The organism is Sphingomonas sp. T1 (assembly GCF_902506585.1).
In the GTDB taxonomy this organism is placed as follows: Bacteria; Pseudomonadota; Alphaproteobacteria; order Sphingomonadales; family Sphingomonadaceae; genus Sphingomonas; species Sphingomonas aerolata.
Map to the genome: position 1 here is coordinate 2877495 of NZ_LR733875.1, position 12245 is coordinate 2889739.

Annotated in this window: 11 protein-coding genes; 5 read left to right on the forward strand and 6 right to left on the reverse strand. The window is 68.0% G+C overall.

Annotated features, from left to right (window positions below; genetic code table 11):
• Nucleotides 1-280: 280 nt before the first annotated feature.
• A complete protein-coding gene (locus GV027_RS13075; protein ID WP_159512132.1) occupies nt 281-2401 on the reverse strand; it encodes a RelA/SpoT family protein in 2121 nt (706 codons plus the stop codon).
• 236 nt (nt 2402-2637) lie between these two features.
• Between GV027_RS13075 and GV027_RS13080 the strand changes: the two genes are divergently transcribed.
• On the forward strand, nt 2638-3039 hold the full coding sequence (locus GV027_RS13080; RefSeq protein WP_042467067.1) for a winged helix-turn-helix transcriptional regulator: 402 nt from the start codon (nt 2638-2640) through the stop codon (nt 3037-3039).
• A gap of 4 nt (nt 3040-3043) precedes the next feature.
• Here GV027_RS13080 and GV027_RS13085 read toward each other — a convergent pair whose 3' ends face one another.
• Nucleotides 3044-3472 (reverse strand): acyl-CoA thioesterase, encoded by a 429-nt coding sequence (locus GV027_RS13085; protein WP_159512134.1) that lies wholly within the window; start codon nt 3470-3472, stop codon nt 3044-3046.
• 76 nt (nt 3473-3548) lie between these two features.
• On the opposite strand from GV027_RS13085, the gene GV027_RS13090 reads away from it, so the two are divergent.
• The 3 genes from GV027_RS13090 (at nt 3549) to clpS (ending at nt 6973) form a co-directional block, all read left to right on the forward strand.
• Nucleotides 3549-5306 (forward strand): PHA/PHB synthase family protein, encoded by a 1758-nt coding sequence (locus GV027_RS13090; RefSeq protein WP_159512135.1) that lies wholly within the window; start codon nt 3549-3551, stop codon nt 5304-5306.
• A gap of 133 nt (nt 5307-5439) precedes the next feature.
• The gene (gene phaP / locus GV027_RS13095; RefSeq protein ID WP_159512136.1) at nt 5440-6348 is read left to right on the forward strand and encodes a phasin family protein; all 909 of its coding nucleotides are present in this window, start codon (nt 5440-5442) and stop codon (nt 6346-6348) included.
• Nucleotides 6349-6586: 238 nt separating this feature from the next.
• Entirely contained in the window at nt 6587-6973 is a 387-nt protein-coding gene (clpS, locus tag GV027_RS13100) for an ATP-dependent Clp protease adapter ClpS (RefSeq protein ID WP_159512905.1), read from the forward strand.
• Between the two features lie 54 nt (nt 6974-7027).
• Here clpS and GV027_RS13105 read toward each other — a convergent pair whose 3' ends face one another.
• Entirely contained in the window at nt 7028-7816 is a 789-nt protein-coding gene (locus tag GV027_RS13105) for a Crp/Fnr family transcriptional regulator (protein ID WP_081874263.1), read from the reverse strand.
• A gap of 121 nt (nt 7817-7937) precedes the next feature.
• Between GV027_RS13105 and murA the strand changes: the two genes are divergently transcribed.
• On the forward strand, nt 7938-9221 hold the full coding sequence (gene murA / locus GV027_RS13110) for a UDP-N-acetylglucosamine 1-carboxyvinyltransferase (protein ID WP_159512137.1): 1284 nt from the start codon (nt 7938-7940) through the stop codon (nt 9219-9221).
• A gap of 123 nt (nt 9222-9344) precedes the next feature.
• Here murA and GV027_RS13115 read toward each other — a convergent pair whose 3' ends face one another.
• The 3 genes from GV027_RS13115 to pgeF form a co-directional block, all read right to left on the reverse strand.
• Nucleotides 9345-9863 (reverse strand): phosphoribosyltransferase, encoded by a 519-nt coding sequence (locus GV027_RS13115; RefSeq protein ID WP_159512138.1) that lies wholly within the window; start codon nt 9861-9863, stop codon nt 9345-9347.
• Nucleotides 9864-10074: 211 nt separating this feature from the next.
• Nucleotides 10075-11418 (reverse strand): cystathionine gamma-synthase family protein, encoded by a 1344-nt coding sequence (locus GV027_RS13120; protein ID WP_373928262.1) that lies wholly within the window; start codon nt 11416-11418, stop codon nt 10075-10077.
• A 76-nt stretch (nt 11419-11494) separates the two neighbouring features.
• Entirely contained in the window at nt 11495-12238 is a 744-nt protein-coding gene (pgeF, locus tag GV027_RS13125; RefSeq protein ID WP_159512906.1) for a peptidoglycan editing factor PgeF, read from the reverse strand.
• Between the last annotated feature and the right edge of the window lie 7 nt (nt 12239-12245).

The following is a 12245-nucleotide window of genomic DNA, read 5'->3' on the forward strand; positions in this document are numbered from 1 at the left end:
GCGGGGGGGTGTGGGAGTGACGGGGCGTGTCCTGCCGCGTCGTCATCCCCGCGGAGGCGGGGATCCATAGTCTATGCGGTTGGTGATGGATCGCCGGCGGTAGCCAGTCTGGATCCCCGCCTGCGCGGGGATGACGGGGGAGGGGTGAGGTGCTCCTTCTTCGTCATCCCGGGCTTGACCCGGGACCCAGGGTTGCGGGTGGTGCTGCTGGGCTCTGGGTCCCGACTTTCGTCGGGATGACGGGGGTGAGGACGGCGCGGGGGGCGGAGCCGCTTTCCCCCTACACGCGCTCGACGGTGTTGACGGCGTCGGCGGCGCGGAGGCCGGCCATGAGGCGCATGAGTTGCTGGATGTCGTGGACCTCGACGTCGATCTCGTTGGTGTGGAAGCTGGTGTCGCGCGTGTCGAGGCGGAGGTTGATGATGTTGGCCATGTGCGTACCGATGATCGACGCGACCACGCCGAGCGAGCCGGGCTCGTTCTTGACCATCACCGAGATGCGCGCGACCGCGCCTTCGGTCTTTTCGCCCCAGGCGACGTCGACCCAGTCGGTCTCGTTCTCGGTCCGCTCGGCGAGTTCGGCGAGCACGCGACAGTCGATCGCATGGACCTCGATCCCCGCATCGGGACGGCGCAGCCCGACGATGCGGTCGCCCGGCACGGGGTGGCAGCAGGTGGCGAGGTCATAGGCGACGCCCGGCGTCAGCCCCTTGATCGAGATCGCGCTCGACTGCGGGGCGACCGTATGGCCGAGATCGGCGCCGGTGGAGCCGGGCATCAGCGCCTCCATCACCTGTTCGTCGGACACGGTGCGGCGCGCGATCGCGACCATCAGCGCGCCCTCGTCGGCGAATTTGAGCCGCTTGAGCGCGGGCTCGGTCGCGTCGGGGCCGATCGGGGCTGGGAGGCGCGAGGCGATGTCGTCGAACAGCGTGCGGCCGAGTGCCTCCTGCTCGACGCGTTCCTTGTGGCGCAGATGGCGGCGGATCGCGGCGAGCGCCTTGCCGGTGGTCGCGACGTTGAGCCAGTGCGGTTGCGGCGACTGGCCCTTCGAGCGCAGGATCTGCACCTGGTTGCCGTTTTCGATCACGGTCGAGAGCGGCACGACGCGGCCGTCGATCTTGGCGCCGACCGCCTGGTCGCCGAGATCGGTGTGGACCGCATAGGCGAAGTCGATCGGCGTCGCGCCCTTGGGCAGCTGGATCAGTTCGCCCTTGGGGGTGAAGGCGAAGATGCGGTCGGCGTACATCGCCATCCGGGTGTGTTCGAGCAGCTCCTCGGGGCTTTCGGCGGTGTCGAGGATCTCGACCAGGTCGCGGATCCAGCTGACCTGATGCTCGCCGCCGCCGATCGTCTGGCCGCCGCTCTTCTGCTTGTACGCCCAGTGCGCGGCGAGGCCGAATTCGGCCTGGGCGTGCATCGCCTCGGTGCGGATCTGGATCTCGATACGCGCATTGTCGGCATGGATCACGCTGGTGTGGAGCGAGCGATAGCCGTTGCGCTTGGGCGTCGAGATGTAATCCTTGAACCGGCCGGGCACCATCGGCCAGCGCTGGTGGATGATGCCGAGCGCGGCGTAGCAGTCCGCCTCGGTCGGGACGATCGCGCGGAACGCCATCACGTCGGACAATTGCTCGAAATTGATGTGCCGTTCGGACATCTTGCGGAAGATCGAATAGGGATGCTTCTCGCGCCCCGCGACCTCCGCCTCGATGCCGGCGCGCGACAGCACGAGTTTGAGCCCCGAGGCGATCTTGGCGATGCGGTTGCCGTCGCCGTCCTTCAGCTGCTCGAGCCGGCGGTTGATCGATTCGGAGGCCTCGGGTTCGATCTGCTCGAAGGCGAGCGTCTGCATCTCGCGCATGAACTCGTACATGCCGATCCGCTCGGCGAGCGGCGCGTAGATGTCCATCGTCTCCTTGGCGATGCGACGGCGCTTCTCGGGCTTGGCGATGTGATGCAGCGTGCGCATGTTGTGCAGCCGGTCGGCGAGTTTCACCAGCAGCACGCGGATGTCGTCGGACATGGCGAGGAGGAACTTGCGCAGGTTCTCCGCGGCGCGCTCATTCTCGGTCTGCGCCTCGATCTTGCTGAGCTTGGTGACGCCGTCGACCAGCCGCGCGACCGACGGGCCGAACAGGCGCGTGATCTCCTCGGGCGTGGCGACGGTATCCTCGATCGTGTCGTGGAGGATCGCGGTGGCGATCGTCTCGTCATCGAGATGCAGGTCGGTGAGGATGCCCGCCACCTCGATCGGATGGCTGAAATAGGGATCGCCGCTCGCACGCTTCTGCGACCCGTGCGCCTGCATCGAAAACACATAGGCGCGGTTCAGCAGGGCCTCGTCGGCATCGGGATCGTAATCGAGGACTCGATCGACGAGTTCATATTGGCGCAACACGGAACATAGATGGGGCCGCAGCGTGTTGCTTTGCAACCAAAAGCGTCCGGTCACCGTGATAGACGCACTCGATGAGCGCATCGCGCGGCGGAATGCTATAGGCTAGACCGGGGTCGGGGGGAGCCGGGACGATGGGGATTTCGGGGGGAATTTCGCAGGGAATATCGCGGGGAATTTCGCGGGGGATTTTGCGCGAGCCGCTGCGCGAATGCAGCCTGCCGGCGGCGCTCGAGGCGATGGGGGAGCGCTGGTCGTTCCTGATCCTGCGCGCGGCGTTCAACGGGCTGCATCATTTCGAGGAATTCCAGGCCGAGCTCGGCATCGCGCGCAACATCCTGGCGAACCGGCTCGCACGGCTGGTCGAGCACGGCATCCTCGCGCGGCGGCCCTTGCCCGAGGATCGCCGCAAGATCGCCTATGGCCTGACCGAAAAGGGCTTTGCGCTGCTGCCGACGATGATCGCGCTCAGGCAATGGGGCGAGCGGTGGGAGACGCGGATCCCGGCCTTCCCGATCCTGGTCGATGCGCGCGACCGGCAGCCGATCGAACAGGTCGCGGTGCGCGCGCATGACGGCCGCGTGCTGGGCCGGGGCGAGCTGATCTGGGCGCTGCCGGGGGAGATCGGCGCGACGGACTGAGCGGTCAGGCGGGGGTGGCGAGCCGCGCGATATGGTCGCGGATCGCGAGCGGCAGGCTTGCGGGGCGGCCGGTCGCGAGATCGACATGGACGCTGACCATCGTGATCACCGTGTGGAGCGCGCCGGTAGCGGCATGCGTCAGCTCGATCCGCTTGGTGAGGCTCGACGTGCCGACCCGCTCGATCCGGACATGCGCCGCGATCGTGTCGCCGAGCCGGAAGGGCGCGAGATAGTCGATCTCGGTGCGGCGGACGTTGAATTCGGTGTCGTCCCAGCCGGGCACCGCGGCGGCGATCCCGCTCCAGTCCCAGAAGTCGGTGATCGCGACATCGGCATATTCGAGATAGCGCGAGTTGAAGACGATCTTCTGCCCGTCGATCTCGGCGTAGCGGACGCGGAAGCTGGTGGAGAAGGCGAAGCCGGGGCGGGTCATGGCTTTGGGGGATGGCTGGGGCGGCTTTCGCCGGGTGGGGGAGTGGGTTAGGCTTGGGCAAAAGGAGAGGTTGCCCATGTCCGAGACGCCGGGGATTGCCGCACCGACGCTGGCCGAGCTGCAGCACTGGACCTGGGTGATGGGGCGGGCGCAGCAGATGATGATGGCGCAGGGGCTCGATGCGATCACCGCGCCGCTCGACGCGACGGTGCCGGAGGCGATGGTGGTGCCGGGGTTCAACGATCCGGCGACGCTTTCGCGGGTGCGCGATTTCTGGCGGGACGGCTTTGCTTTGTGGCAGCAGATGCTGGTGCCACAGGGGGGCGGCGCGGCGCCGCAAACCGAGCCCGGGCCTGCGACCGACAAGCGATTCAAGGCGGCGCAGTGGCGCGAGCCGGTGTTCGACCTGATCCGGCAGAGTTATCAGACGATCGGCGACCAGATGCTGCGCAGCGTCGACGCGGTCGAGGGGCTGGAGCCGCGGCAGAAAGAGCAGCTGCGCTTTGCGACGCGCGGCTTCGTCGATGCGATGAGCCCGACCAACTTCGCGCTGACCAATCCCGAGGTGATCGAGAAGACGATCGAGACGCGCGGCGCCAACCTGTTGCAGGGCCTGCAGAACATGATGGCGGACATCGGCCGCGGGCAGCTGACCCACACCGCGCAGGGCAGTTTCGAGCTGGGCCGCAACCTGGCGATGACGCCGGGCAAGGTCGTGCTGCGCACGCCGCTCTACGAGCTGATCCATTATGCGCCGACCACCGAGCGCGTCCAGGCGACGCCGCTGGTGATCTTTCCACCGTGGATCAACCGCTTCTACATCCTCGACCTGAACCCCGAAAAGAGCTTCATCCGCTGGGCGGTCGAGCAGGGCTTGAGCGTCTTCATGGTGTCGTGGAAGTCCGCGGATGCGAGCATGAAGGACGTGATCTGGGACGATTATGTCGCCGCGCAGATCGAGGCGATCGAGACGGTGCGGAGCCTGCTCGACGTGCCCGCGGTGCATACGATCGGCTATTGCGTGGCGGGGACGACGCTGGCCGCGACGCTGGCGGTGCTGAGCGCGCGAGGGCAGGCGGAACGGGTGGCGAGCGCGACCTTCTTCACGGCGCAGGTCGATTTCGCGGATGCGGGCGAGCTCGCGCATTTCATCGACGACGAGCAGATCGCGCTGCTCGGCACGCTGTCGCCCGAGGGGTTTCTCGACGGGCGCTACATGGCGGCGACGTTCAACCTGCTGCGCGGGCGCGACCTGATCTGGAATTACGTCACCAACAACTATCTGCTCGGCAAGGATTATGTGCCGTTCGACCTGCTCCACTGGAACGGCGACACGACCAACCTGCCGGCGAAATGGCACAGGGCCTATCTGACCGACCTGTACCGCGACAATCTGCTGGTCGAGCCGGGGGCGATGGTGGTGGACGGCACGCCGGTCGACCTCAGTTGCGTGACGACGCCCGCCTATGTCCAGGCGGGGCGCGAGGATCATATCGCGCCGGCGGCGAGCGTGTGGAAGCTGACGACCGCGCTGTCGGGGCCGGTCCGCTTCGTGCTGGCGGGGTCGGGGCATATCGCGGGCGTGGTCAACCCGCCCGCCGCGGGGAAATATCAATATTGGACGCTGGATCCGGCGGGCGCCGAAACGCCGGCGAGCCTCGACGCGTTCGTCGCCGCGGCGGTCGAGACCAAGGGGAGCTGGTGGCCCGACTGGGTCGCGTGGCTGCGCGCGATGGGGGACGAAACGGTCGCGGCGACGGGGGCGCGGATCCCCGGCGAAGGGGCGCTGCCCGCGCTTGGCGAGTCGCCGGGCGAGTATGTGCGGATGCGGTGAGCTAAGGCCGCGTCCGGCGCCCGTTAACCAACACGTTGAATCGGGGAATATATTGCACTGCACAATGGCGATTGTCGGGGCGTTGCAACTGTGATATATTGCGACGCAACACGATAAGGCGGGGGCAGATGTGATGCGGGGGTCTGGTTCGAAGTCGGGCGATCGCGGGACGGTCAAATCCGTCGCGCCGGCGCGAGCCAAGCGAGTCGCCAAGCCCGTCGCGTTGCCCCCGGCCGAGATGGTCGCCGCGGTTGAGACGGCCCCGGTCGCGGAGCCTACCCCGATCGTCGAGCCGGCTCCGGTAGCCGTGCAAGCCCTCGAAATCGCACCGCCCGAGACCGCGCCCGTCGCACTTCCCGAGCCTGCGCCCGAGACGGCAGTGGCTGCGGTCGAGGGGGCGGCGGGGATCGCTGCGGCGGACATCGCCGCGCAGCCCGTGAGCCTTGACGAGCCGCAGCCCGCCGCGTCCGACGACGCGCAGCCTGTGAGCACCGACGAGGTGCCGCCCGCCGTGACGGGCGTCGCGGTGCCGCTTGCAACACCCGTTTCGACACCAGCAGACATCGTCGTTCCCGTCGGAGCGGCGCGTACAGGAAAGGATGGCATGATGAATTTCGACACCGGCACGATCGAAAAGACCCAGGCAATGTTCGCCGACCTCTCGACCCGCGCGAAGGGCGCGATGGAGAAGAGCGCGGCCGCGTTCGAGGACGCCAATGCGTTCGCCAAGGGCAATATCGAGGCGATCGTCGAATCGTCGAAGATCGCCGCCAAGGGCGCCGAGACGCTGGGGCATGAGGTTTCGGCCTATGCCAAGGCGTCGTTCGAGGGCGCGACCGAGGCGATGAAGACGCTCGCCGCGGCCAAGTCGCCGACCGAGTTCATGAAGCTGCAGGGCGATTACATGCGCAGCGCGTTCGACACGCTGATCGCGGACAGCGCGCGTTCGACCGAGATGATGATGAAGATGGCGGGCGAGATCACGCAGCCTTTGTCCAACCGGGTCGCGCTGGCGACCGAGAAGATGAAGATCGCCAACTGAGCCGGTGACCGGGGTCGGCGCCGCGCGCGCCGTCTCCGGCCGGACGCGAGACGGGAGGGGCAGGCAGGGGATCCCTTGCCTGCCCCTTTTGCGTGGCGCTTGTGCCCAGCCCTTTTGCCAGGCCCTTTTGCCGGGCCTCATAGGTTGCCCTTTTAGCGGGCGGGGCTTGCTCTTCGACCATCAGGTGCCATATTTTCACGTCATGGCGCTGACACCGAAAATACTGGTTCCGATGACGATGACCGAGCGACGCTATAACCGTGTTGAAGACGGGATCCGTGCCGAAGACGGGAATTCCGACGGCACCGGGGATTCCGGCGGCAACGACCGCGGGAATGTCGGCATCGCGACCAAGACGCGGTCGCGCACCAAGCAGCCGACGCCGTACCGCGTGCTGATGCTCAACGACGATTACACGCCGATGGAATTCGTCGTGCTGTGCCTGCAGCGCTTCTTCCGCATGGACATGGAGGCGGCGACGCGGGTGATGCTGCACGTCCACCAGAAGGGCGTCGGCGTGTGCGGAACGTTCAGCTACGAGGTTGCCGAGACCAAGGTCAGCCAAGTGATGGATTTCGCGCAGCAGAACCAGCACCCGCTGCAGTGCACGCTCGAAAAGGCCTGATCGCGGGGTTTTGAGCGCGCGTCGGGGGCTAGGCCCCCCGCCGGACCAGGGTGGTCAGCGCGCGGGCGGGAGCCAGCGCAGGTCGAGACCGTCGAACCGGTTCACGTAATTGGCGGCGCGCAGCAGCGCGGTCTCGTCGGTGAACGACACGCGGCCAGCGCCGCGCGCGATCAGCCCGTCCTCCTCGAGCTGGCGGAGCATGCGGTTGACATGAACCGCGGTCAGCCCGGTCGCGTCGCCAATCTCCTCCTGCGTCAGCGGCAGCGCGAAATCGGTGGTCGCGGCCTGTCCGGTCAGCCGGATGCGGTTGCGGATCTCGAGCAGCAGCGCAGCGACGCGGACCTTGGCCGAGGTCCGGCCGAGGGCTGCGAGCCGGTCGGTCAGCGCGACCTTTTCCATCTGGTTCATCACCATGATGACCGCGGCGAGCCGCGGATGTTCGGTCAGCAGCCCGGCCATCAGCGTCCGGTCGAACGGGCAGACGGTCAGGTCGGTCATCGCGACGATCGTCTCGGGCGAGTCGCGATAGACGAGAGCCGAGACCGCGAGCATGTCGCCGGGAAACAGGAAGCGCAGGATCTGGCGGCTGCCGTCGTCGAGCAGGACATAGCTCATCGCCATGCCGCGCTGGAGGATGAAGAGCTCGGCCATCGGGTCGTGCTCGCGCAGCAGGATCGTGCCGCGGCGCAGGTCGCGCGGGCGCTCCTCGAGGCGCGTCAGTGCCGTCGTCTCGCTCTCGGTCAAGGTGATGTAATCGCCGAGACGTTCGGCGAAGCAACTGTGCGGCACTGTGATCGGCTCCCCGTCGTTGCTCCACAGAGCAAACCCCCCGATTTTACGCATTAAAGTCGATCAATAGGGCCGGTATGAGCCGCATTTGGTTGACCGCCATGCGCGCCTGCGGACACAGGCCCGCCACGCGGCCGGGCTTGCGCGGATCGTGCGGGGCGATAGACAGCCGGGGATGGACCGTATTCTCATTCGCGGCGGCAACCGCCTGACCGGGCGCCTGCCCATTTCCGGCGCGAAGAACGCCGCGCTGACGCTGATGCCCTGCGCATTGCTGACCGAGGAGCCGCTGACGCTGCGCAATTTGCCGCGGCTGGCCGACGTCGACGGGTTCGGGCATCTGCTCAACCAGCTGGGCGCGTCGACCGCGATCCAGGGGACGCGGCCCGAGGATTTCGGGCGGGTGATGACGATCCGCGCTGGCAACCTGACCTCGACCGAAGCCCCCTATGACATCGTGCGGAAAATGCGTGCGTCGATCCTCGTGCTCGGGCCGCTGCTCGGGCGCGGCGGCGAGGCGACGGTGTCGCTGCCCGGCGGCTGCGCGATCGGCAACCGGCCGATCGACCTGCATCTGCGCGCACTCGAGGCGATCGGCGCCGAGCTCGAGATGGCGGCGGGCTATGTGAAGGCGACCGCGCCGGGCGGGCGGCTGACCGGGGGACGCTACCGCTTCCCGATCGTGTCGGTCGGCGCGACCGAGAATGTCGTGATGGCGGCGGTGCTCGCGCGCGGGACCAGCGTGATCGAGAATGCGGCGCGCGAACCCGAGATCGTCGACCTGTGCCGCTGCCTCGTCGCGATGGGCGCGTCGATCGACGGGATCGGCACCGAGACGCTGACGATCGAGGGCCGCGACCGGCTGCACGGCGCGACCTATGCGGTGATGCCCGACCGGATCGAGGCGGGCAGCTATGCCTGCGCGGCGGCGATCACCGGCGGCGACCTCGAGCTGACCGGCGTGACCGCGTCGGACATGGGCGCGACGCTCGACGCGCTGGTCGAGGCGGGGGTGAGCGTCACCCCGACCAAGGACGGCATCCGCGTCGCGTCGGACGGGCATCTCCAGCCGCTGACGCTGTCGACCGCGCCCTATCCGGGCTTTGCGACCGACATGCAGGCGCAGTTCATGGCGATGCTGTGCAAGGCGGACGGCGCGAGCGTGCTGACCGAGACGATCTTCGAGAACCGCTACATGCACGTGCCCGAGCTGGCGCGGATGGGCGCGGACATCCAGGTGCGCGGCCACACCGCGGTGGTGCGCGGCGTCGACAAGCTGGTCGGCGCGCCGGTGATGGCGACCGACCTGCGCGCGTCGATGAGCCTGATTTTGGCGGGTCTCGCGGCGGATGGCGAGACGTCGGTCGGGCGGGTGTATCATCTCGACCGGGGATATGAGCGGCTCGAGGAGAAGCTGAGCGCGGTTGGTGCGGATATCGAGCGGGCCAGCGACGGGTGAGGCTTGGGGCGTCGGACGTCCCTCCTCCGTCATCCTGACGAAAGTCAGGATCCAGAGCCGTGAAGCGCGGCGTCTGTAACTCTGGATCCTGACGTTCGTCAGGATGACGGGCTTGGCCGCGCGTCAGGCGATGCGGTCGGGGACTTCGGCGGCGTCGTGTTCGATCGTCGTGGCGGGGGCGACGGCTTCCCAGGGGAAGACGAACCAGTCCTTGGTGTCGCGGCGGTCGATCGTGCGGGCGGTGTAGTCGATGCGTTCGGCGGAGCTGAGATTGTCGATCAGCGTCGCGAAGCGGATCGCGCCGGGGACGGCGCCCGCGGCGGCGAGCGCGGTGCGCAGATGGGTGATCGTGCGGCCGGAATCGTTGATGTCGTCGAGGAAGAGCAGGCGCTCGCCCGACTGGGTGCGCGCGGCGAGCTTGACGAGCGGCTGGTCGGCGAAATCCTCGACCTGGCTCGAATAGTCGACCGAGAGCGTCGGGAGGCCGATCGCGTGGCTGAGGAAGACCGCGGGGACGAGGCCGCCGCGGCCGATGCCGATGATGAAATCGGGAGTCCAGTCGGCGTCCGCGCGCAGCTGTGCGGCGAGGGTGTGGATCGCGGCGACGAAGTCGTCCTGCGGGATGGTGGTGAAGATCGGCATCCGTTGCGCTTTAACGGGTGGGGGGCGCTGGGGCCAGCCGGTGTTCGGGTTCGGGTTCGGGTAGGGCGGGTTTGCTGGGCTCTGGGTCCTGACTTTCGTCAGGATGACGGGAAGGGGAGAAGGGGAAGGCGGGGCGCCCGGTCCGGGTGTTTCCCCGCGAAGGCGGGGACCCAGTCTGGGCTCCCGCCTTCGCGGGAGAACAAGGTTAGGCTCAGATCGCTTCGAGGGCTTGCGTGAAGTCGGCGATCAGGTCGTCGGCGTCCTCGACGCCGATCGAGATGCGCACCAGATTGTCGGTGATGCCGAGCGCCTGTTTGCGCGCGTCGGGGACCGAGAGGTGGGTCATGCCGGCGGGGTGGCTGGCGAGCGTTTCGGTGCCGCCGAGCGAGACCGCGAGTTTCGCGATCTTGAGCGCGTCGAGAAAGGCGAAGCTCTCGCGCTCGCCGCCCTTCAGGTAGAGCGAGAAGGTCGAGCCGCCGCCGGTGCAGTGGCGGCGATAGATGTCGGCCTGACGCTCGGCGCCGGGTTCGTCGGCGAGGAAGCCGAGATAGCCGACGCGCTCGACCTTGGGGTGATGACGCAGATAGGCGCAGACCTTGGCGGCGTTCTCGCCCGCGCGGCTCATGCGGAGCTCGAGCGTCTCGAGGCTGCGCAGCAGCATCCACGCGGTGTTGGGATCGGTGATCGTGCCGATCGTGTTGCGCATCGTCCGGATCGTGTTGATGTGCGCCTTGGTGCCGAGCACGCCGCCCGCGACGAGATCCGAATGGCCGCCGACATATTTGGTCAGCGAATAGACGACGATGTCCGCGCCGTGCTTGAGCGGCTGGAACCAGAGCGGTCCGAGGAAGGTGTTGTCGATCGCGATCGGCGGCTTCTCGTCACCAAATATCGCGTCGCGGCTGGCGGCGACCGCCTCGACATCGACCAGCGCGTTGGTCGGGTTGGCGGGGCTTTCGAGATAGATGAGCGCGACATTGCCGGTCGCGGCCTCGGTCATCACCGCGTCGATCTCCTCGCGCGTGGCGCCCGCGGGGAAGTCGAGCCACTTGACCCCGAACTTGCCGAGCACGCGGCCGATCAGCGTCTCGGTCGCGGCGTAGAGTGGGCCCGAATGGACGATCGTGTCGCCGGGTTTGACCATCGCGAGGAACAAGGTGGCGATCGCGGACATGCCGGACGAGAAGGCGAGCGCGTCCTCCGCCTCTTCCCAGACGCCGAGGCGATCCTCGAGGATCTCCTGGTTGGGGCCGTTGAAGCGCGAATAGACGAGGCCCTCGGCACCGCCCGGACGCTTGCCGGTGACGCCCTCGAAATGGCGCTTGCCCGCGGCGGCATTGGGGAAGACGAAGGTCGAGGTGAGGAAGATCGGGGGCTTGAGCGAGCCCTCCGACAGCGACGGGTCGTAACCATGGCCCATCATCAGCGTCGAAGGCTTCAGCTTGCGGCCGCCGATCTTCTCGACCTCGGGCTTGGGGGCGACGCGCGCGGCGACGCCGGTGAGGTCGGCTTCGGTCTCGGCGGGCATGCCGGTGGGGGTCGGGGTATCGGACATTCTAGGCTCCTGCATGACCCGTCTGGTGCGGGCCGATGCGGCGAGCCTAGCGATGCGCAGCCGCTTTGGGGAGGCGTCAGAGGCCGATGATACTGATCTGGCGACCATAAGTGGGTTCGCCGCGATGGGTCGCGCGGCGATAGCTGAAGAAGGCGTCGTCTTCGGTGTAGGTGTCGCGGCCGAGCGCCTCGACCCGGCCGACCCCCGCGGCGGCGAGGCGGTTGACGACATAGGCCTCGAGATCGAACTGGTAATGGTCGCTGCGGGCATCCGCGAAGAAGCGTTCGTTTTCGGGATCGGCCTCGCAGAAGCGGCGGAGGAAGCCGGTGTCGACCTCGTAGCTGGCGCGCGCGATGCACGGGCCGACCGCGGCGACGATCCGGTCGCGGCGCGCGCCGATCGCCTCCATCGCGAGCAGGGTCGCGTCGGTGACGCCGCCGAGCGCGCCCTGCCAGCCGGCATGCGCGGCGCCGACGATCCCCGCCTCGCTGTCGGCGAACAGGACGGGCGCGCAGTCCGCGGTGAGGATGCCGAGCGCGAGCCCGGGGCGGTCGGTGACGAGCGCGTCGGCGCGCGGGCGGAATGTGTCGTCGACCGGCGCGGTGATCGTCACCGCCTCCGCCGAGTGGATCTGGTAGAGGCCGACGAGCTGCGCGCCGGGGAGGACGGCATCGGTTGCGCGGCGGCGATTCTCGGCGATCGCGGTGGGGGAATCGTCGGAGCCGGTGCCGGTGTTGAGGCTGGCATAGGCGCCGGTGGAGACTCCGCCGGTGCGGGTGAGGAAGCCGTGGGGGATGGGGGCGAGCGATTTTGCGCGGATGGGGGTG